This is a genomic window from Parasphingorhabdus sp. JC815 (assembly GCF_040717415.1).
In the GTDB taxonomy this organism is placed as follows: domain Bacteria; phylum Pseudomonadota; class Alphaproteobacteria; order Sphingomonadales; family Sphingomonadaceae; genus Parasphingorhabdus.
The window spans coordinates 163,657-185,332 of sequence record NZ_JBFEFM010000005.1 but is presented as its reverse complement, the minus strand read 5'-3'; the positions used below and the strand labels follow the sequence as shown (position 1 = coordinate 185,332).

The window sequence follows — 21,676 nt, the reverse complement described above, 5'->3', positions numbered from 1 at the left end:
GAACGACGCGCTTTAGCGGCGCCCCTCTCATCATGCTGATGACGAAATTGAAAAACCCCGGTGCTTACACACTGGGGTTTTTTGTTGCTGTTCAAATAATAAGGCTGGAACGAGAGGGTGCCGAAAGCGTCCGGAATACTTAACCTCGACCAAAGTACCACTTTGGTCGAAACCCTCTATACAGTAAAACTCTCCCCGCAGCCGCAATCGCCTTTGGAATTGGGGTTGCTGAATACGAAGCCTGCGGTGAAATCGTCTTCTTGCCAGTCCATGGTTGAACCGATCAGATAGAGCACGCTGGGGCCATCGACATAGAATGTGCCGCCGGGGGTTTCGATTTTTTCGTCAAACTTCACTTCTTCGGTCACATAATCAACCGAATAAGCCAGCCCCGAACAGCCCCTGCGCGGAGTGGACAGTTTTACGCCGATGACGTCGTCCGGCGCCTTGGCCATCAAATCAGCTACGCGCTGTTCTGCCGCGGGTGTCAGGGTGATCGCTGCGGGAATTTCACGTGTTTTGGTTTTTACATCGGACATATTCTTACTCCAAATTCTCCCTCCCGTTCAGGGGAGGGAATAAGGGAGGGGGAGGTATATCGTATTTCCCCCACCCCAACCCCTCCCCTGAAGAGGAGGGGCTATTAGTTATAACATCCCCAGTTCCAGTTTGGCCTCGTCGCTCATTTTCTGAGGGTCCCATGGCGGGTCCCAGACGAGGTTCACTTCGGAATGGCCCACACCGGGAACGCTGCCGACCTGCATTTCAATTTCGCCGGGCATGGATTCGGCCACCGGGCAATGGGGCGTCGTCAACGTCATAGTGACTATAGCATGATTATCGGGAGTAATCTCCACCCCGTAGATCAGCCCAAGGTCATAGATATTCACCGGAATTTCCGGATCATAAATGGATTTCAGCGTATCAATAACCGCTTCATAAAGGTCACCGCCAGCTTCACCGGACGGAGTTTCCGTGGGTTTTTGTGCTAGAAAGCCTTCCAGATAATCACGTTTGCGGCTTAACTTGCTCGAATCGCTTTCCGCTTCATAGGGAGAAGGAGCCATTACCTTCGTGGGCTTTTCATCAGCCGTATCGTCCACCGCGTCCTCTACTTTCGCCAAACGCGGTTTTTCAACGCTGTCGACTTCTTCAACCAATATTTTGCGTTCTTCGTTCATAATTTTTCCTACCCGAAAATCTTTAATACCCGCTCCACACCCCGGGCCAGAGCAGCGACATCCTCGGCATCGCTGTAAATACCAAAACTCGCGCGTGCCGTCGCCGGAACGCCCATATGATCCATCAATGGCTGCGCGCAATGATGCCCGGCACGAATAGCGACATTGCCTTCATCCAATATAGTGGCAACATCATGCGGATGCACGTCTCCTACGGCAAAACTTAATATGCCCATGCCCTTGTCAGGCCCAAATACCCGCACATTATCAATGGTGGAGAGGGCCTCACGCGCCAGCGCCAGCGTGGCGTTTTCATGCGCTGAAATCACATCCAGCCCGATCTCTTCGACATATTGGATCGCGGCGTCCAGCCCGACAACACCTGAAATATGCGGCGTTCCAGCTTCAAACCGGCCCGGTGGCGGCGCAAAGGTCGTGCCGTCAAAACTCACCCGGTCAATCATCGATCCGCCGCCCTTCCACGGGGGCATAGCGTCAAGAATATCATAAGGCGCCCACAACGCGCCGATGCCGGTCGGGCCATAAATCTTGTGAGCGGAAAACACGTAAAAGTCACAGCCAATGTCTTGCACATCCACCGGCAATCGCGGTGCCGCCTGACAGCCATCAAGCAACAGTTTTGCGCCGACTTTATGAGCCATGGCTGCGGCGCGCTTTGCGTCCAGTAAAGAACCGAGCACGTTCGAGACATGGGCCAAGGCAACTATCTTGTGCTGCTCGGTCAGCATGGTTTCCATTGCGTCGAGATCAATCTGGCCTTCCGCCGTGAGGGGCGCGACATCAATATGTGCGCCCGTCCGCTGGGCCAGCAATTGCCACGGAACGATGTTGCTATGATGCTCCAACTGCGACAGCATGATGCGGTCGCCTTTGCCGATATTCGCATTGCCCCAGCTTTCCGCCACCAGATTGATGCCGTCGGTCGCGCCGCTGGTGAAAATAATTTCATTCTCGCTTGCCGCATTCAGGAAACCGGCAATCCGCTTTCGCGCCGCTTCATAGGCCAGCGTCATATTGGCGGAGCGTTCGTAAACGCCCCGATGGACCGTCGCATAATCAGGGCCATAGGCACGCGCTATGGCGTCAAGAACCGGCTGGGCCTTTTGAGCGGTCGCAGCGGTATCAAGATAATGCCATCCCTTTGAAATGCCAGGGAAATCATCACGGCGGGAAACAGCGTTAAGCGCTCCTCCTTCGTTCTCCCAGCGCGCTATCGGGGGAGCCTTGGCCGCAGGGGCAATAGGCGGTACGGCATTCATAACAAATCCTCCAGCGCTCCCAGTGCCTGACCTTCAATCTCTTCGCGCGCCGCATCGTCATCCATGCTGACAAATGCGTCGGCGATAAATGCATGCAGCATCAATTTTTGCGCCTGTTCCGGCGGTAACCCGCGCGCAGCCATGTAGAAAAGCGCCTGCTTATCAAGCTCGCCGACAGTGGCGCCATGTGCACATTTTACATCATCTGCAAAAATTTCCAGCTCTGGCTTGGCATTGGCCGTCGCTGTGCGGTCCAGCAGCATCGCCTTGACTGATTGTGCCGCATCGGTTTTCTGCGCATCGCGCTCAACATTCACTTTGCCCAGAAAACTGCCAGTCGCTTTTTCTGCAAGAACAGAGCGCACCACTTGATTGGACGTTCCGTTCGGCTGTGCGTGGATGACTTCCGTGACGATTTCCAATGTCTGCTTACCGGACCCCAGTATCGCTCCGCCCAGTTCAAAATGCGCGCCCTTACCAAGCGTCGCAGTGACCTGAATACGGCCATAATCGGCGGCGTTCACCAACATGTGCAAGGCGAATTGTGCATGATCGCCAATATCTATGTCGAGATTGACTACGCCAACACCCTCATCAACTGGTAATGATGTAATCTGGCGGGAAACGGATTCACCGGCAGGAACAACAATCTGCTCCGGTCCGGCCAGTCTGGACCAGACAGGTTCGAGCGCTTTCAGATCGCCATAGCGCCACGCCTCATCGCGCTTGGTAGGAAGGGGTAAAAGCGCGCTCATGCCGCCACCGCCTCATAGCCTTCTTCTTCCAGCTCCAGCGCCAGTTCCGCTCCGCCGGTTTTCACAATCCGGCCAGCGACAAGCACATGGACAAAATCAGGCTTCACAATCTCAAGCAGGCGCTGATAGTGGGTAATCAACAGTACGGCCTTGTCAGGCTTACGCATGATGGCGTTAATTCCCGAACCCACAGTACGCAGCGCATCAATATCAAGGCCGCTATCGGTTTCGTCGAGAACAGCCAGTCTGGGATCAATAATCCCCATCTGGACCATTTCGTTACGCTTTTTCTCTCCGCCGGAGAAGCCGACGTTGACCGCGCGTTTCAGCATGTCCATGTCCATTTTCAGCAAGCCTGCTTTTTCTTTAGCCAGCTTGATAAACTCTGCACCCGATAACGGGTCTTCGCCGCGCGATTTGCGCTGGCTGTTGACGCTTTCACGCAGGAATTGCAGATTTGATACACCAGGAATTTCAACCGGATATTGGAAACCAAGAAAAACGCCCGCTGCGGCGCGTTCATGCGGATCAAGCTCCAGCAGATCCAACTCTCCGGCGTTTGAACCCGTTAGCCCTGAGCTTGTCGAAGGGCGCTTCTCGTCCGATAGGCGTGGTTCGACAGGCTCACCACTAACGGTATTGGGCCGGAAGGTTACGCTTCCCTCGGTAACTTCATAACCGGGCCGTCCGCCCAGCGTATAAGACAGCGTCGATTTACCCGAGCCGTTCGGCCCCATGATGGCGTGAATTTCACCCGCATTCAATTCGAGGGAAAGTCCTTTGAGGATTTCTGTGTCGCCGACCTTGGCGTGAAGATTTTCAATTTTCAGCATATTTTTTCTTTTCAATGAATATTTAGAGTTGTCCTGAGGCAGTCAAATTTCGTCGCTATGAAACAAATCCGGCATAACGAACATCACGCGAAACATTACCCCACACTTCCTTCGAGCGAGATCGCCAGCAATTTTTGCGCTTCGACGGCAAATTCCATCGGCAATTGTTTCAGCACATCTTTCGCAAAACCGTTGACGATCAGGGACACCGCTTCCTCCTCGTCCAACCCGCGTTGCTGGGCATAGAACATCTGGTCGTCGCTGATTTTGCTGGTCGTTGCCTCATGCTCGATCTGCGCTGTCGGGTTTTTCACCTCAATATAGGGGACAGTGTGCGCGCCGCATTTTTCGCCCAGCAACAGGGAATCACACTGGGTAAAGTTTCGCACATTTTCGGCATTTGGGCCGACCCGCACCAGACCACGATAGGTATTGTTGCTGTTGCCAGCGCTAATCCCTTTGGAAATGATGGTTGAACGGCTGTTCTTACCATTATGGATCATCTTGGTGCCGGTATCGGCCTGCTGATAATTGTTGGTCAGCGCGACCGAATAAAATTCGCCGACGCTGTTTTCACCGTTCAACACACAGCTTGGGTATTTCCATGTCACGGCGCTGCCGGTTTCAACCTGGGTCCAGCTGATTTTGCTGTTCTTGCCCTGACACAGGCCGCGCTTGGTCACGAAGTTATAAATACCGCCCTTGCCGTTTTCATCACCGGGATACCAGTTCTGAACGGTGCTATATTTAATCTCTGCATCATCCATGGCGATCAGTTCGACCACTGCGGCATGCAGCTGGTTTTCATCGCGCATCGGTGCGGTGCAGCCTTCAAGATAGCTGACATGGCTGCCCTCTTCGGCAATGATCAGGGTGCGTTCAAACTGTCCTGTGTTTTCCGCGTTGATACGGAAATAGGTAGAAAGCTCCATCGGGCATCGCACACCCTTGGGAATATAAACAAAGGTTCCGTCGCTAAACACCGCGCAGTTGAGCGTGGCGAAATAATTATCCTGCATGGGAACAACTTTGCCCAGATATTTGCGGACAAGATCGGGATATTCCCTGATCGCTTCCGAGATAGAGCGGAAAATAACGCCGGCTTCTTCCAGTTCGTGACGAAATGTAGTTGCGACCGATACGCTGTCGAACACCGCGTCCACAGCCACCTTGCGCGCGCCTTCAACCCCGGCGAGCACTTTCTGCTCTTCAATCGGAATACCAAGCTTTTCATAAACACGCAGAATTTCGGGATCGACTTCGTCCAGACTGTTCAGCTTGGGCTTTGCCTTTGGTTCGGCGTAATAATAAGCGTCCTGATAATCGATCATCGGGATATCAAGTTTCGCCCAGTCGGGAGCTTCCATCCTTTCCCACATACGAAATGCTTTCAGACGCCAATCAAGCATCCATTCCGGCTCACCCTTTTTATCAGAAATGAACCGGACCGTATCTTCGTTAAGGCCCTTGGGCGCAAAATCCTGTTCAATATCGGATGACCAGCCAAATTCATAAGTGCTGGCATTGTCCACCGCTGCTTGCGCTTCGGCATTCATCGCCGCCCGCTCTTCGCGTTCCTGAATCTCTCGCTCTTGGACATCTGTTTTCATTGCTTCGCTCATAACGCTTTTTCCATGGTTTTCGTTTTCTCTGCTGCTGGCATTTCTGCCAGGCTTGCCAGACTCACATCGTCCAGCGCTTTCTTGATGGCTTGGTTCAACACATTCCAATGCGGTTTAACGGTGCAGCCATCTTCCAGCTTGCAGTCGTGATTACCCTCAATCATGCAGCTGGTGATTGCCAGCGGCCCGTCAACCGCCTCGACAATAGCGGCAAGGCTGATCGAAGCCGGTGGGCGTGCCAATCTGATGCCGCCGCCAATACCGCGCGTCGATTCGATCAGACCAGCCGCGGATAAGCGGCTGACTAGTTTTTGCGCTGTTGGCAAAGGAACACCTGTTTCTTGTGACAACGTTGAGGTGTTCAACCTTCCCTCTGTCAAAAGCGCAGCACCACAATGCCGCGAGGCAGCGAACATCAAAACTACAGCATAATCGGCAAGGCTGGAAAGCCGCATAAAATCTCTCAACTATCGCTTGATTCTCTAAATAGGACTTAATTAGTCGTATTTAAAGAGGATTGCAACTTTAGCGCGCGGTTTGCTGGCTTTCCAAGCCAATATCACGCTCATCGCAAACTGGTTACGTTCACGTTTCGGAGGTCAAAGTAGAAATATGACCTTTCAACAGGCCGCGCTTGTCAATCAACTTGGCTATTTCCCCTTCGTCCACCCGTAATTTGGTCGGGGTGGTTCCGGCAAAAAACTTAATCTCCCGAATCATATGCGATTGGTCGTAAAACGCATCCTCTAACGCCAGTAATTCAGCTTCATTATGTTCCGCATAAGCTCGCGCTGCCCGCAATGCGCGATATTTACGAGCCAGATATTTGGGCGACATGCCATAAAGCTTGTTAACCGTACGGAGCACTTGACGAGAGCTTTGATCGGACCGCTTCATTAAATCACTGACCGGCGGGGACGGCTCTGATGACAGCCATTCATCAACCATTTTGGTAAATTGCTCGACTTCAGGTTTGAGCTGACTTCGCAAATCACGAAATATCCGGTTTGCCCAATCAGTCATCCTGTCCGCATCATCGCAATTTCGTAGAAAGTTCAGGCTTTTATCAACCTCGTCCGTACATATCTTGTTAGCGGGCACTGCTTTGTCAGTAAAATCTATCGCTGATTTTCGTGTAAGCACGGACCAACCTGCTGGTAAAAGACCAACTCCAAACATGCGAAACGGCCCATGTATATCAAAATGCATCGCACCGGTGGACGGACCGACCAGCATGGAATCCTTGGCCGAATAGGTTTTGCCGTCTGCAAAACTTAAATCTGCCGAGCCATCAAGAATAAAGCGTAACTGTGCAATCGCGGCACGTTCGCTATCAGAAAATCTGGGGTGCTCAACCTCAAACAAATAGTAGACGGAAACCAGGTCCCGCACGTCCTCTGCCGGTACAAAATATCTCAGACTAACCAATATGAACCCCTTAATCCGGCTGAAACCGGAATTTCATTGGTAATCTCTATATAGCCGAAAATTATAGGAATAAAAACTGCCATGGTTAATTTAATTATCCATAGCGCAAAGAATAGAAGTTCACGTTGCAAACCCTATAGCAACGGTTTTTATCCGCATTTTATTCATCCGGACAAAACATCCCGTAGCCATCGGTAAGATATTATTTTTTTGCTATCGGAAAATCCATCAAATAGCCCTGTGCAACAAGGTTGCAAAGCTTAGCGGGAATCCGCAAGCCAGCTATCCACCCGTTCCTCCATTATATCTAAAGGAACGGGACCGCTTTTCAAAATAATATCGTGAAAATCACCCATAGTAAATTTTTCACCGAGTTGTTTTTGCGCTTTTTCGCGTAATTCCAAAATCTTGAGCTTACCGATCATATAGGCGGTCGCCTGTCCCGGATACACGATATAGCGCTCGATCGCCTTGCGAATATCTCCATCGGGATTGGGGGTATTCTCAGTCAAATATTGAATCGCTTCTTCCCGGCTCCACCGTTTGTGATGAATCCCTGTATCGACCACCAACCGGCAAGCCCGCCACAGTTCCATGCCCAGCCTGCCAAAGTCCGAATATGGATCAGTATAGAAACCCATGTCCTTGCCCAGCTCCTCACTATAAAGACCCCAGCCTTCAGAATAGGCAGTTACACCGCCAAATTTCCGGAAAGGCGGAAGATCACCCATTTCGGTCTGGATCGCGCGTTGCAAATGGTGGCCGGGCAAAGCTTCATGATAAGCCAGTGCTTCCAGTTCGGTTTTCGACATGCTTTTCAGGTCGTAGAGGTTAACGTAATAAGTCCCTGGCCGGGAACCGTCAGGCGCAGGGCTTTGATAAAATGCTTTACCCGCGGATTTCTCGCGAAATGCTTCCACTGGCTTTATCACATAAGGCGCTTCGGGCAGCGTGTTAAAATATTTCGGTAGCTCTTTTTCCATCGCCGCCAGTTTAGCATGGGCATCGGCCAGATACGCTTCGCGGCTGGTGTAGAAAAACCGGTCGCTGGTACGCAGATGTTTGAAAAAATCCTGCAAGCTGCCTTCAAATCCGACCTGCGCCATAATCTTGCGCATCTCGCCGTGAATACGTGCAACATTTTCAAGGCCTATCTGATGGATTTCATCTGCCGTCAGATCGGTAGTCGTATAGTTTTGCAGCCGCTCTGCATAATAAGCCGCGCCATCCTTGAACCGCCAGATACCGTCGCCATCGACGGCCATTTTCTGTTGCCGCTCCATCTCGGTAATTAGTTTTTCATAGGCCGGAGCCAGATTATTTACTAACGCCGCGCCACCCCGTGCAATCACATCGGCCTTTTGCGTATCGGGTATGGATAGCGCGTTTACCTTTTTCTTGAGGTCCGCATAGATCGGCGAATCCGGACCATCGTCAAACGGTGCGCCACTGATCACATTTTTGGCATCATTTATCACATAAGGAAAAACCCAGTCCGGGACGATAATGCCGTCATCAGCACGTTTCGCAGATTGGGCAACCAGCACATCAAAAAACCGGCCAGAAGCATTCAAGCGGCTAACATAGGCTTCGGCATCCGCCTTGCTGGCAACTCGGTGGATATTGATCATGAAGGCCGGAAAAAAGCTTTGCGCTCCGTTCATCTGATCGAAAATATAGCTGTTCTTGCGGAAGGGAAATGCGTTTCTCGCCCGTGCTGCTCGCGCCTGAAACAGCCGGTAACTAAGCTGGTCAGCGTCATTAAGCTGATCGCGGTCAAATTCCGCTTCCATTTTGACCAATGCCTCCTGACCACGTTCAAACTCCTTGATTGTAGCTGCGTCACTGGGGTCATCCAGCTTGCCATAATCCTCGTCATTTATCCCGCGATAGGCTTTCGTCATCGGCGAGTGGGCCAGTTCAATCTGGTCATATTCTTCAAAGAAACTGGCCAGGCGGGCGCTAATATCGCTGTCTTCTGCGGCTGGCTCGCTTTGACTTTGCGCTCGGTTTTCAGATTCTACCGGCTGGCTCGCGCTGGCAACATCACCATCAGCGTAAGAACAAGCAGCAAGCAATGCCGTCGAAGCGAGAAGGAGATATTTCATTGTAGTTCCCTTTATCATTGCCGGATCGCTATCCGGCGATTTTCAGTCCGCAAACCAAGCGTGCAATTTTATTACACTTACGATGATCTTATTTATTCTGCCGCCCATCGATCAACCCGTCGACCAGCGATGGATCAGCCAGCGTGGATGTGTCCCCCAGATTGGAATAATCATTTTCCGCAATCTTGCGTAAAATACGGCGCATAATCTTACCGGAACGGGTTTTGGGCAACGCGGGGGTGAAGTGCAGATGATCAGGCGAAGCAATCGGTCCAATTTCGCTACGGACATGGGCTCTTAACTCGGCGTAAAAATCGTCATCGGCTTCTTCTCCGGCATTCAACGTCACATAACAGTAAATCCCCTGCCCTTTAATGTCGTGCGGATAGCCGACCACGGCTGCTTCTGCGACCAAGGGGTGGGAAACAAGCGCGCTTTCCACTTCGGCAGTGCCCATCCGGTGACCGGAGACGTTGATCACATCATCTACGCGGCCTGTAATCCAGTAATAATCATCGGCATCCCGCCGGCATCCATCGCCGGTAAAATATTTGCCTTTATAGGTTGAAAAATAGGTCTGGATGAAGCGTTCGTGGTCCCCGTAAACCGTTCGCGCCTGACCCGGCCAACTGGCGGTCATACATAAATTGCCCTCAGCCACGCCCTCTAGTACATTGCCATCGCCATCCACCAGTTGCGGTTGGATACCAAAAAACGGTTTACCCGCACTGCCCGGCTTCATGCCATGTGCGCCGGGCAAGGTCGTAATCATCGTCCCGCCGGTTTCTGTCTGCCACCATGTGTCAATAATGGGTGACTTGCCCTCACCGACGACATCATAATACCAGCGCCATGCTTCGGGATTTATCGGCTCGCCCACCGTACCAAGCAGGCGGATCGAGCTGCGGTCATGGGCTTTTACCGGCGCGTCGCCTTCACGCATCAACGCCCTGATCGCGGTTGGGGCGGTATAGAAAATATTGACCTTATGCTTGGCCACCACTTCCCAGAACCGACCATAATCAGGATAATTGGGTACGCCTTCAAACATGACTTCGGTAGCGCCGTTAATAAGCGGTCCGTAAACAATATAGCTATGGCCCGTAACCCAGCCGATATCTGCCGAGCACCAGAACACTTCGCCCGGCTTGTAATCGAAAACATAATGGAAGGTCGAGGCCACCCATATTGCATAACCAGCCGTGGTGTGTAGTACGCCCTTGGGCTTACCGGTGGAACCGGATGTATAGAGAACGAAGAGAGGGTCCTCCGCTTTCATCGGTTCGCATGGGCAATCGGCTGGTACATCGGCTGCAACTTCATGATACCAGTGATCGCGACCTTTGGTCATTGTAATATCGCTGCCGGTATGTTGAATTACCAGAACAGCATCCACATCCGCGCCTTCTTTTTCCAATGCAGCATCGACATTGCTTTTCAGAGGAACGCTCTTTCCGCTGCGCCGTCCTGCATCTGCACAAATCACGAAACGGCTTTGGCAATCCTCTATTCGTCCGGCCAGTGCATCGGGAGAAAAACCACCAAATACCACGCTATGAATAGCGCCAATACGAGCACAGGCAAGCATGGCCACTGCGCCCTCGACGATCATCGGCATATAAATAGTCACCCGGTCGCCCTTTTTAACACCAAGTTTCTTTAATGCGCCAGCCATGCGAATAACCTCGGCCAGCAATTCGGCGTAGGTCAAAGTACGGCCAGCATCACCGGGATCATCCGGTTCAAAAATCAATGCCGTCACATCACCGCGACCAGCATCAACATGCCGGTCCAATGCATTGTGACAGATATTCAGCACGCCATCCTCGAACCATTTGATATCAACCGGGTCATAAGACCAGTTCGAGATAATGGAGGGCGGCTTCACCCAGTCCAGACGCTTCGCCTGTTCGGACCAGAACGCATCGGGATTAGCGATACTTTCGTCATAAAGACGCTGGTAATCAGACGGGCTACAGTGACTATTGCCGGTCGCCTTGGCATCGGGCTGGATCATATCGGTCATCTTACTCTCCGGTGAATCGATTCTGTTTGGCAGAACTACTAGCAGAGGAAAGCGTCGCAAGCCTAGTATTGTTAAGCAATAGTAGAATAACGCTACGGCATGGAGGACATACAGGCACGCTATTGCACAGACAGGGTTAAAACTATAGTTACAGAATAAAACAGGATGGGGGAGTCAAGATGCGCACAGCATGTTTTGCGGCCTGCGCGGCATTAGCCTTATCAGCATGTAGCAAAGAGGATGACCCGCGCCGCACGTCTGCCGATGTTGTAAATACCGAATATCCCGAACAGGTTTTTTGGGGTGATACCCATCTTCATACTGATAACAGCGTTGATGCTTTTGGCTTTGGCAACCGGCTGGATGCAGAAGCGGCCTTGCGCTTTGCCAGTGGTGAGGAAGTAACAGCATCCAAGGGTGAGAAAGCCAGGCTTGACCGCCCGCTCGACTTTCTGGTGATTGCCGATCACAGCGATGCCATCGGCGCTACCAAAGCCATTTATGAAGCACCGCGCATTGCTCTCTGGGGCAATAAGATGCTGCTTCGCTGGCATGATATGATGCACGAAAGCGAGGATGGTAGTCTGCGCGTAACTGCTGAGCTGATTGACGGCGCGGCAACGGGCAAACTGCCCGCATCCATGACTGATCCCGAAGCGCAGAAAGAGCGCACCAGCGATTTGTGGAAAGCCCATGGTAAAATCGTCGAACGCTATAACCGGCCCGGCGTGTTTACCGCTTTCATGGGTTTTGAATATACCTCCATGCCGCAGGGGGACAATCTTCACCGAGTCGTCATGTATCGCGATGGAACCGACAAGACCGACCGGACACTGCCTTTCGGTTCGCTCACCACGCAAGACCCCGAGAGACTCTGGGACTATATGGATGCGTATGAAAAAGACACCGGTGGCAAAGTGTTAGCGATTCCGCATAATAGCAATGTGTCCAATGGACGCATGTTCGCGATGAACAAATATGATGGTAGTCCGATTGATGCTGCCTATATCAAAACCCGCGCACTGCGCGAACCGATTGTCGAAGTCACTCAGATGAAGGGGGATAGCGAAACGCATCCGTTCCTTTCACCCAATGATGAATTTGCAAGTTTTGGCGTGGCTGGATGGGATGAGTGCAATTTAAGCTGCACCCGCGAAATGGACGAACAATCCTATGCAGGCAGCTATGTTCGGGAGGCATTGAAACGCGGTCTTGAGCTGACGATTGCGTTGGGGGCTAATCCGTTCAAATTCGGCATGATCGGGTCCACTGACAGCCATACCTCTCTTGCCACGGCAGACGAGGATAATTTCTTTGGCAAACATACCGGCAATGAAATGGGGGTCAAGGATCGCGCTTTGGCGCCGCAAAATCTTGGTACGCGTGAAGGCCGCTTTGGATGGCATTACCTGTCGAGCGGCTATGCTGCCGTCTGGGCGACCAGCAACACCCGAGAAGCGATTTTCGACGCGATGATGCGGCGGGAAGTTTATGCAACCACCGGCCCGCGCATGAAGGTGCGGTTCTTTGGTAGCTTTGATTTTACCAAAAGCGATACCGGCAATCTAGTCAAAGCCGGATATACCAAAGGTGTGCCGATGGGCGGCGACCTGACCACCACAGATATGGAAGCGAGCAGCGCTAAAGCACCCAGTTTCCTGATCTCTGCGCTCATGGATCCAGAAAGCGCCAGTCTCGACCGTGTGCAGGTCATCAAGGGCTGGGTTGATGCCAATGGAGAATCCCGGGAGAAAATATATAATGTCAGTTGGAGCAATCCGGAAAATCGCAAAATCGGCACCGACGGGAAGCTGACAAAGATCGGCAATACTGTTGATCTGGCCAAGGGCACATGGGACAATGCAATCGGTGCACCGGAATTGGTGACATGGTGGCAGGATCCGGATTTTAATGCCGCGCAACATGCGTTTTACTATGTGCGGATATTGGAAATACCGACGCCGACATGGCCGGTATATGATGCGCTGAAATACGGCCTGAAACTACCCGATGAAGTGATTAAAATTCAGCAGGAACGCGCCTATTCCTCGCCAATCTGGTACACACCAGCCACAAAAGGCTGATGCTCAAATCGAGGGCTTCGTAAATAATGAATCTACTGAAAGAACCATTGATCCATTTTCTGGCCGGATCATTGTTGGTGTTCGGCTTTTTCTGGGCAACCGGATCAAGCCGTGACACTGCGGAATATGAAATCAGTATCAATCAAACCGATATTGAGCGATTAAAAACCGGATGGGTGCAAAATTTCCGCCGCGCCCCGACGCAGGCAGAGCTGGACGGTTTGATTGACCAGGAAATCAAAGAGGAAATCTATTATCGCGAGGCATTGCGTCTGGGGCTGGATCGCAATGATCCGCTCATCCGGCGGCGGCTCTATACCAAAATGCGCTTCCTTGATAATCAGGAAGCAACCGGCGACGATCCGTCAGATGATGTTCTGAAAAAATGGATGGATGACCATCCGGGTAAATATGCCATGGCCCCGCTCTATGATCTGGAGCAGATTTATCTTGGCCAAAATCCCGCGATGGACGAACAGACTATTATAACAACGCTGGCCTCCCTGAACCAGGGCAATGTGCAACCGGACGCGGTCGGACAATCAATCGCGCTTCCTGCAAAGTTCAAGCGGACCGAGATTTCGCAAATTGAGCGTCAGTTTGGCGAAACCTTCTCTGCCGGCCTCAACACACTTCCGCGCGGGGAGTGGCATGGCCCTATATCTTCTGGCTATGGCATACATCTGGTCAGAATATCTGAAATATTCCCCGGTAAATCCCCTAGCCTGAATGACGTGCGGCAAACTGTGACAAATGACTGGCGCGCAGCAGAGACAATCAGGATGGAGGAAGCAACATTTGCAAAATATCGCTCGCAATATGATGTCAAAGTGACCGGACGAAAAGCGAATATACAGTAATGAAAGCTTTTCTACTCGCCATTGGCTGTTTCTTCGGTTTGCTATTATCGGGAACCGCCGCCCATGCGGATGAGCTGCGCCCCGCTTATGTGGAGCTGAATCAAATATCGCAAAGCGAATGGGCGTTGCTGTGGAAAGTGTCTGCCCGTTCCCGGTTGGGCCAGACGGGGGAAATAATTCTTCCCGAAGCATGCCGTCCTGCCGCTGACGCGAAACGCCGCTTTGTCGACACCAATATCCTGACCCGGCAATTGATTAGATGCTCAGGTTCCATCGCCGGTCAATCCATCGGACTGAAAGGGTTGGAGCTATCCACGACCGATGCTCTGGTCCGGATCTCCCCGCTGGATGAAGATACACAGACTTTACGGCTAACGCCCGATGCCGCAATTGCCACGATCGCGCGGGAGGACGCCATCGCCAATGTCGCATGGACCTATACGGTCATTGGTGTGGAACATATTGTGCTGGGCTTTGATCATTTGTTGTTCGTAGTCGCGCTGGTTCTATTATTAAAAGGCGGGTGGCTGGTTGCCAAAACCGTGACTGCTTTCACTCTCGCGCACAGCATCACCCTGATCGGGTCTACACTGGGTTATCTGTCCCTGCCATCACAGCCGGTGGAAGCTATTATTGCTTTGTCGATAGTGTTTCTGGCAGTCGAAATCGTCAAAGCACAAAGACAGCAAAAACTTCTGGGACCATCTGGAACCTATCAACTACGGCTGTCAGAGCGTTTCCCATGGATAGTGGCATTTCTGTTCGGTCTGCTTCACGGTTTTGGTTTTGCCGGGGCGCTGGCTGAAATCGGCTTACCGCAGACTGATATTCCAATGGCGTTGCTGACATTCAATCTGGGCGTAGAAATCGGACAGTTGATTATCGTCGCAATCGCATTTGCAGTTCTGGCTCTCATCCGCCGGTTTCAGCAATCATGGCTATACCCCGCCAAGGCTGCGACATCCTATGCCATCGGTATTATCGCTACCTATTGGTTCCTTGAACGCATGATCGCCTGACACGCTAATGCACAGATTTTCAATAAAATGGCGCCTTACTTCGATTATAGAAGCAAAGCGCCAAAAATTCCTGGGCTAAGGTTTTCGGGAAGACAGGAAAATTATCCGGCTGGCGGCCTGTGTGCATCTTCTGACCAATCCTGCCGCGCAGCCCATTGTTCAAGTGTTTCAAATTCCACTTCGGGAAGTCGTTGTTGCATGAAATCGGTATTAACTTCAAACGGCCTTGTTTCTGCCCGGTTATTATATTCATAAAAAGCGGTAATACCGGCAGCCATAGTCTCACGGTTTTCTTCCGGAACATCATCGCCAAAGGCTTTCACCAACAGATCACCAAATTCTTTTGGCGTGCAGGGATCATATTTGATTTCACGACCAAACACTTTGGACAATGTTTGCGCTACCTGCGGCGGCTTTAACCGCTGCGGCCCACCGATATTCAGCCATGATCCTTCAAAATCAGGTCGATCCATGGCCGCAACCATACATTTCCCGACATCATCCAGACTGATCCAATTGGCTTCCAGATCCGCTTTATGCGGATAAACATAGCGGTTTTCATCGACAATAAAGGGTCGTGCCCAATTGGTCAGAAGATTGTCCATGAAAAGGACAGACCCAAAAACAGTTGCTGGCGCACCGGACCGGAATATCTCGTTCACAGCTATTGTGTTATTGCCATAAGTAAATGGATCGCCGGGACGTTCCGGGATCCAGCTTGATGTGTTCCAGATAAACCGTTTTGTGCCCGCTTTCTGTGCAGCAGCAGCAACGCGGCCGACAACGGTTGCCCGGTCTTCACGCGCCTGTAACGGATGGGTATAAAATACCGTGTCTGACCCTTCAAAAGCCGGCACCCAGGTTTCTTCATCCTGAAGGTCAAAAATGCGCGCTTCATCTGCGGCATTGCTTCCGCCCAGATCCGGGGTTTCGCTACGTGATAATGCGCGGATTTTGTGTCCAGCCACCGCTAGCTGGCGAATTTGCGCCAAACCCTGGCGCCCGGTTGCGCCGACGACAGATACCAATGCCATTTTCTTGCTCTCCTCTGATTATTTTATACGAAGAAAGCTACTGACACTGGCTCGAAGGACAATGCTTCATTTTATCATGACGCTTTTGTTAGGGGACCAGCCGATTGGAGCGTCTAATCCAAGCCGGTGCTCCTATAACGGTTCATCCTTTTAGCTTCGCCTGCCAGCGCTGCATCCCGGTAATCCACCGCTCCGGATCACTGCCTTTTTGCTTGATATAATCAGCAACCTCCGGATGCGGCAGGATCAAAAAGCGTTCTTCTTCAATCGCTTCCAAAGTAATTTGCGCGACGGCATCTGCGGACATCATTCCGTCTTTTGCAACCGTAGATGTGTCAATATCGGCGGTCATGGCCGTATCGACGCCTTGGGGGCAGAGCACCGACACTTTCAATCCTTCACCTCCGTGGGTGATAGCCAGCCATTCGGCAAAACTGACCGCTGCATGTTTGGTCACGGAATAAGGCGCAGAGCCAATTTGTGCGAGCAGACCAGCCGCCGAAGCTGTGTTCAGCATATAACCGCCCCCGCGCGCCAGCCTTTTGGGGACCATCACCCGCGCTGCGCGAATATGCGCCAGAACATTGATGTTCCAGATTTTTTCCCATTGCTCGTCAGGGACCTCTGCGCCGCCTGTCATGATGATGCCCGCGTTGGACACAAACAGGCCGATCGGGCCGATGTCATTTTCTACCGTTTCGATCAGCGCTATTATATCCGCTTCCACCGAAACATCGGTCTGTATTGCCGTCCCGCCAATGTCCGCGGCAACGGTCTGCGCTCCGGCCAGATCGCGGTCCGCGCAAACGATATGTTTAGCCCCCGCGTCCGCAAATCGCCGGGCCATAGCCGCGCCAATACCGCTTGCTCCGCCGGTAATAACGATGATTTTGCCTTTAATATCCATATAGAATTATCCTCCCGTTGCGGTCTTGGCCGTTGTTTTATGGGACCGACCCTTAAATCAGCCAAACCGAAATGAACAGGCCACAGGTTGGATAACGCGCCAGTCGAGCATCCGCAAAACAGGTTTAACCTATTTGAAACAGCCGCTACCTATTCCATAGCGCAAAGCATATGCAGCATAAGGAAGACTATGATGGAAAAACGGGATGATGGCAGGCGCCGGTCCGGACCTATATTGGTTACGGGTGCAGCCGGGTTTATCGGCCATGCAGTTTCCCGAAAGCTGGTTCAACGGGGTGAAAAAGTCATCGGGATTGATAATCTGAATGACTATTATGATCCAAAGTTAAAGGCTGCCCGACTGGACAATCTGCGCGAACTACCGGAATTCCATTTTACGCAAATGGATGTATCCGATAATCAGAGCGTCAGCAAATTGGTACAGGACGAAGGCGTCAAACGGATCATCCATCTCGCCGCACAGGCCGGTGTACGTTATAGTATCGAAAACCCGTTTGCTTATCAAAAGTCAAACTTGCAGGGCCATCTAAGTTTACTGGAAGCCAGCCGCCACGCACCGGACTTTGAGCATCTGGTTTATGCGTCTTCCAGCTCGGTCTATGGTGACAAACCGATGGGCGGGGAAGGCTTTACCGAAGAGGAACCGGCTATGGACCCGGTATCGCTTTACGCCGCTACCAAAAGATCATGCGAGTTGATGAGCGCATCCTATGCCAAATTATACGGCTTTCCCCAGACCGGCCTGCGCTTCTTCACGGTCTATGGGCCATGGGGTCGGCCCGACATGGCCTATTTCAGCTTTACCCAAAAGATCCTCGCCGGTGAAGCTATTGAAGTTTACGGCGAAGGCAAAATGGCACGGGATTTCACCTATATTGACGATATTGTTGATGGAATATTGGGTGCGCTGGACCATCCACCGGCATCGGGCGATCACCGTGTCCTGAATATCGGTGACAGCCGGCCTGTCGGTCTTATGGAAATGATAAATACTCTGGAACAGGCGCTTGGTATAGAAGCCAAAAAAATCATGCGCCCTATGCAACCGGGCGATGTTACCGCTACCTATGCCGATGTGTCCAAGCTGCACGCGCTAACCGGATATAAACCGAAAGTCATGCTGGAAGAGGGCTTAGAGAAATTTGTTAGCTGGTACAGGGATTTTTACGGTAATCTACCGCCTGAATAACGGCTTATGATGTTCAGGTTCTTATGAGTGCTGTTCGCGGCGGTGGGACCCGCGCATGACTTGCTGTGCGACGAGGCGGAGTTGTTGATTCACACTTTCATCCGCGCAAACGCCGTCCTGAAAAATACCTCCAGACGCATTAATCCCTACTCCCAATGGCGTTGGCCAACCACGTAACGCATGAACAATCGAGCGCATTGCCGCCAGCGTGGATCCTGTGGCCTGCCAGCCATAAGCAGTAGCGATCAATCCAACCGGCAGCCCGTCAAGATACACCCTGTCATCGCTTGCCGTTTCCTCGATATAATCAACGGCATTTTTCACTAGCCCCGAAATGGTGCCATGATAACCGGGACTGGCCAATATAATGCCATCAGCCCGGCGCACCGCTTTGACCAGTGACTTGCCTGTGTCGTTCAACCCCGCAGAAAGATAATGCGGTAAGCCGCAAAGCCGCGCTGAACCGAATAGCTCTGTTTCCGCGCCAGCATCCGATGCAGCTTTCAATGCTATGGCCAAAGCCTGCTCGGTCGAGGAATGTGGATTGGTGGTACCGCCAAGGCCCAAAATAAACGGTCTGTCTTCGTTTTTCGCCATGGCTACCCTTAACAATCCTTTTCAGGCAATTGCAACGGCCAACTATGCGGGTTGATAAGATCGCCTGTTATGACAGAATGAACGAGGCGTAATATGATAGCGGATATGTTTTAATTGACCGGTTAAGGCCGATTCTATATCGCGCTTTATGATTATATTGACGCGTATCAGATAATAAGGATTCCTCCCATGCGAAAATTTACCGAAGAGCAACATATGTTCCGCGACGCCTATCGGCGCTTTCTGGCCGATGAGGTTGCACCGCACATGGACAAATTTCGTGAGGCCGGAATTGTTGATCGTGAAATTTTCAAAAAAGCGGGCGATCAGGGCTTTCTAATGATCTGGCCAGATGAAAAATATGGCGGAATGGGTGACAATGATTTCCGTTATGAACAGATTATTATCGAGGAAACCGTCCGTGCCGGTTGCTCCGAATGGTATAATACGCTCCACAGCCGTCTGGTCGGTCCCTATTTAAAGAATTTCGGCACAGAGGAACAACGCGAGCGCTTCTTACCCAAATGCGTCAACGGGGAATCAATATTGGCCGTTGCTATGACCGAGCCGGGCGCCGGCAGTGATCTGTCTGGCATGAAAACCACGGCAAAAGATATGGGCGACCATTGGCAGCTAAACGGCTCCAAGACATATATTTCCAACGGTATTAACGCCGATATTGTGATTGTAGCCGCTAAAATTGCCGGTGTGGATGACAAGCATGCCATGGTGCTATTGATTGTCGAACGCGGTATGGAAGGCTTTGAGCGCGGCCAGAATCTGGATAAAATCGGTCTGCATGCACAAGATACGGCTGAGCTGTTCTTCAACAATGTCAAAATCCCCAAGGAAAACCAGCTCGGCACAGCGGGCAAAGGCTTTATCCATTTGATGGAAGGTCTAGCCGAAGAACGGTTGATCGGAATGGTGGGCTATGCGGCCACGGCGCGCCGTGCGTTTGATATTACGCGCGAATTTGTGATGGAGCGCGATGTATTTGGCAAAAAGCTGTCCGATATGCAGAACACACAATTCAAAATGGCCGAGATGGATGCCAAGATTGATATGATACAAGTCTATGTCGATCATTGTGTCGAGATTCATAATCAGGGCGGTCTGACAGCCAATATGGCGGCCAAGGGCAAAATGCTGGGCAGTGAAATCGAATGGGAAATGGCCGATCTGGGTCTGCAACTGCATGGCGGGGCAGGCTATATGAAAGAATATGAGATCAGCCGTATTTTCACTGATGCCCGGATGAGTCGCATCTATGCCGGAAGCAGCGAGATCATGCGTTATATCGTTGGCCGTGATGTGTTCAGCCAAAAGTATCAATCTATCCTCGAATAGATTTTCGCCTCAATGGGTTAAAGCGGAAGAGCAAGAAGGATCAGGCAAGTCGTCTGATCCTGGATTGACGTTTACGTAAACTGCTTGACTGTGCTGCAGTGCAGCATTAGTATCTCTCAAACATTGTCCAATGAGAGGGAACCTGATGACCGAAGCCTATATCTATGATTCTGTGCGCAGCCCGCGTGGCAAAGGCCGCAGTGACGGCAACTTGCACGAAATTACCGCTCTCGATCTGGCGGCACAGGTGCTTGCTTCGATCAATGACCGCAACGCACTGGACGGTCATGAGGTCGAAGATATTGCCTATGGCTGTGTTTCCCCGGTTGGCGAACAAGGCGCAGTTATAAGCCGGATGGCAGCGCTGAAAGCCGGATATGCGGACACGACCTCGGCTATTCAGGTCAACCGTTTCTGCGGCTCCGGTCTGGAATCCGTGAATATCGCAGCGGGCAAAATTAAATCCGGAGAGGCGGACCTTGCGATTGGCGGCGGCGTCGAATCCATGTCCCGCGTCCCCATGGGCAGCGACGGCCTTGGTGGCATGGCGGACCCTTCGTTGGTGTTTCAGGAATATTTTGTACCACAGGGCATTTCCGCTGATCTGATCGCTACCAAATATGGTTATAGCCGCGATGATGTGGACGCTTATGCAGTCGAAAGCCAGAAAAGGGCAGCAAAAAGCTGGGAAGAAAAGCGCTTTGCCAAATCCATTCTGCCCATACGCGATGTAATCGGCGAAGTCGTGCTGGACCATGACGAATTGATGCGTCCTGAAACAGATATGCAGTCGCTCGGTTCGTTAAACCCTGCTTTCCAGATGATGGGCGAACAAATGCCCGGATTTAACGATGTGGCGATTCTGAAGCATCCTGATGTCGAAAAAATCAATCATGTCCATCATGCCGGGAATAGTTCCGGTATTGTGGACGGCGCGGCAGCGGTGCTTATCGGGAACGAAGAAGCGGGCACAAAATACGGCCTGAAACCCCGGGCACGCATTGTGTCCATGGCCGCAATCGGATCAGAGCCGACGATCATGCTCACCGGACCCGAATTCGCGGCGCAAAAAGCGCTGAAACGCGCTGGCATGGAAGCTGGCGATATTGATCTGTGGGAACTGAACGAGGCTTTTGCCGCTGTTGTCCTGCGTTTCATGGATGCGATGAAAGTCGATCATAGTGACATCAACGTAAATGGCGGGGCTATTGCAATGGGCCATCCTTTGGGTGCAACCGGCGCGATGATCCTTGGCACAGTGCTGGACGAGCTGGAACGTTCGGGCAAACAAACTGCCTTGTCGACGCTGTGTATCGGCGGCGGCATGGGGATTGCCACGATTATCGAGCGGGTGAACTAGACGGAACGTCAACCCACCGCCAA

At 51.8% G+C, this 21,676-nt stretch carries 19 protein-coding genes; 6 read left to right on the top strand and 13 right to left on the bottom strand.

The genetic code is table 11. The features are described from left to right. Nucleotides 1-176 precede the first annotated feature (176 nt). The 10 genes from AB1K62_RS12400 to acs form a co-directional block, all read right to left on the bottom strand. The gene (locus AB1K62_RS12400; protein WP_367003946.1) at nt 177-539 is read right to left on the bottom strand and encodes an iron-sulfur cluster assembly accessory protein; all 363 of its coding nucleotides are present in this window, start codon (nt 537-539) and stop codon (nt 177-179) included. Between the two features lie 108 nt (nt 540-647). Then, complete coding sequence (locus AB1K62_RS12395; RefSeq protein WP_367003945.1) at nt 648-1,181, bottom strand: SUF system Fe-S cluster assembly protein; 534 nt, start codon at nt 1,179-1,181, stop codon at nt 648-650. A gap of 8 nt (nt 1,182-1,189) precedes the next feature. After that, a complete protein-coding gene (locus AB1K62_RS12390) occupies nt 1,190-2,461 on the bottom strand; it encodes a SufS family cysteine desulfurase (protein WP_367003943.1) in 1,272 nt (423 codons plus the stop codon). Next, nucleotides 2,458-3,216: a SufD family Fe-S cluster assembly protein gene (locus AB1K62_RS12385; RefSeq protein ID WP_367003942.1), complete on the bottom strand. Its 759-nt coding sequence runs from the start codon at nt 3,214-3,216 to the stop codon at nt 2,458-2,460. The genes AB1K62_RS12390 and AB1K62_RS12385 overlap by 4 nt, the downstream gene beginning before the upstream one ends. Continuing rightward, entirely contained in the window at nt 3,213-4,049 is an 837-nt protein-coding gene (gene sufC, locus AB1K62_RS12380; protein WP_367003940.1) for a Fe-S cluster assembly ATPase SufC, read from the bottom strand. The genes AB1K62_RS12385 and sufC overlap by 4 nt, the downstream gene beginning before the upstream one ends. A gap of 95 nt (nt 4,050-4,144) precedes the next feature. After that, entirely contained in the window at nt 4,145-5,605 is a 1,461-nt protein-coding gene (gene sufB, locus AB1K62_RS12375) for a Fe-S cluster assembly protein SufB (protein ID WP_367004058.1), read from the bottom strand. 62 nt (nt 5,606-5,667) lie between these two features. Continuing rightward, nucleotides 5,668-6,126: an SUF system Fe-S cluster assembly regulator gene (locus tag AB1K62_RS12370; RefSeq protein WP_367003938.1), complete on the bottom strand. Its 459-nt coding sequence runs from the start codon at nt 6,124-6,126 to the stop codon at nt 5,668-5,670. 130 nt (nt 6,127-6,256) lie between these two features. Beyond that, nucleotides 6,257-7,099, bottom strand: a complete 843-nt coding sequence (locus AB1K62_RS12365) for a DUF6597 domain-containing transcriptional factor (protein ID WP_367003937.1) — start codon at nt 7,097-7,099, stop codon at nt 6,257-6,259. 260 nt (nt 7,100-7,359) lie between these two features. Next, nucleotides 7,360-9,207 (bottom strand): DUF885 domain-containing protein, encoded by a 1,848-nt coding sequence (locus AB1K62_RS12360; protein WP_367003936.1) that lies wholly within the window; start codon nt 9,205-9,207, stop codon nt 7,360-7,362. A gap of 88 nt (nt 9,208-9,295) precedes the next feature. Continuing rightward, complete coding sequence (acs, locus tag AB1K62_RS12355) at nt 9,296-11,233, bottom strand: acetate--CoA ligase (protein ID WP_367003935.1); 1,938 nt, start codon at nt 11,231-11,233, stop codon at nt 9,296-9,298. A 179-nt stretch (nt 11,234-11,412) separates the two neighbouring features. On the opposite strand from acs, the gene AB1K62_RS12350 reads away from it, so the two are divergent. Genes AB1K62_RS12350 through AB1K62_RS12340 form a run of 3 tightly spaced genes read left to right on the top strand, consistent with a single transcriptional unit; the run spans nt 11,413 to nt 15,196 of the window. Beyond that, nucleotides 11,413-13,317 carry a DUF3604 domain-containing protein gene (locus AB1K62_RS12350; RefSeq protein ID WP_367003934.1) on the top strand — a complete coding sequence of 635 codons (1,905 nt, stop codon included), beginning with the start codon at nt 11,413-11,415 and terminating at the stop codon, nt 13,315-13,317. Nucleotides 13,318-13,343: 26 nt separating this feature from the next. Then, nucleotides 13,344-14,177, top strand: a complete 834-nt coding sequence (locus AB1K62_RS12345) for a peptidyl-prolyl cis-trans isomerase (RefSeq protein WP_367003933.1) — start codon at nt 13,344-13,346, stop codon at nt 14,175-14,177. Beyond that, the gene (locus tag AB1K62_RS12340) at nt 14,177-15,196 is read left to right on the top strand and encodes a HupE/UreJ family protein (RefSeq protein WP_367003932.1); all 1,020 of its coding nucleotides are present in this window, start codon (nt 14,177-14,179) and stop codon (nt 15,194-15,196) included. The genes AB1K62_RS12345 and AB1K62_RS12340 overlap by 1 nt, the downstream gene beginning before the upstream one ends. A 101-nt stretch (nt 15,197-15,297) precedes the next feature. On the opposite strand, the gene AB1K62_RS12335 is transcribed toward AB1K62_RS12340, so the two are convergent. After that, the gene (locus AB1K62_RS12335; RefSeq protein WP_367003931.1) at nt 15,298-16,230 is read right to left on the bottom strand and encodes an NmrA family NAD(P)-binding protein; all 933 of its coding nucleotides are present in this window, start codon (nt 16,228-16,230) and stop codon (nt 15,298-15,300) included. 142 nt (nt 16,231-16,372) lie between these two features. Continuing rightward, nucleotides 16,373-17,137 carry an SDR family oxidoreductase gene (locus AB1K62_RS12330; RefSeq protein WP_367003930.1) on the bottom strand — a complete coding sequence of 255 codons (765 nt, stop codon included), beginning with the start codon at nt 17,135-17,137 and terminating at the stop codon, nt 16,373-16,375. 189 nt (nt 17,138-17,326) lie between these two features. Between AB1K62_RS12330 and AB1K62_RS12325 the strand changes: the two genes are divergently transcribed. Continuing rightward, on the top strand, nt 17,327-18,346 hold the full coding sequence (locus AB1K62_RS12325; protein WP_367003929.1) for an SDR family NAD(P)-dependent oxidoreductase: 1,020 nt from the start codon (nt 17,327-17,329) through the stop codon (nt 18,344-18,346). A 21-nt stretch (nt 18,347-18,367) separates the two neighbouring features. Here AB1K62_RS12325 and AB1K62_RS12320 read toward each other — a convergent pair whose 3' ends face one another. Then, on the bottom strand, nt 18,368-18,943 hold the full coding sequence (locus AB1K62_RS12320) for an NAD(P)H-dependent oxidoreductase (RefSeq protein ID WP_367003928.1): 576 nt from the start codon (nt 18,941-18,943) through the stop codon (nt 18,368-18,370). Nucleotides 18,944-19,132: 189 nt separating this feature from the next. Between AB1K62_RS12320 and AB1K62_RS12315 the strand changes: the two genes are divergently transcribed. Together AB1K62_RS12315 and AB1K62_RS12310 are read left to right on the top strand one after the other, a co-directional pair. Further along, nucleotides 19,133-20,293 (top strand): acyl-CoA dehydrogenase family protein, encoded by a 1,161-nt coding sequence (locus tag AB1K62_RS12315; protein ID WP_367003927.1) that lies wholly within the window; start codon nt 19,133-19,135, stop codon nt 20,291-20,293. Between the two features lie 145 nt (nt 20,294-20,438). Continuing rightward, nucleotides 20,439-21,653 carry an acetyl-CoA C-acetyltransferase gene (locus tag AB1K62_RS12310; protein WP_367003926.1) on the top strand — a complete coding sequence of 405 codons (1,215 nt, stop codon included), beginning with the start codon at nt 20,439-20,441 and terminating at the stop codon, nt 21,651-21,653. The last annotated feature ends 23 nt before the right edge of the window (nt 21,654-21,676 follow it).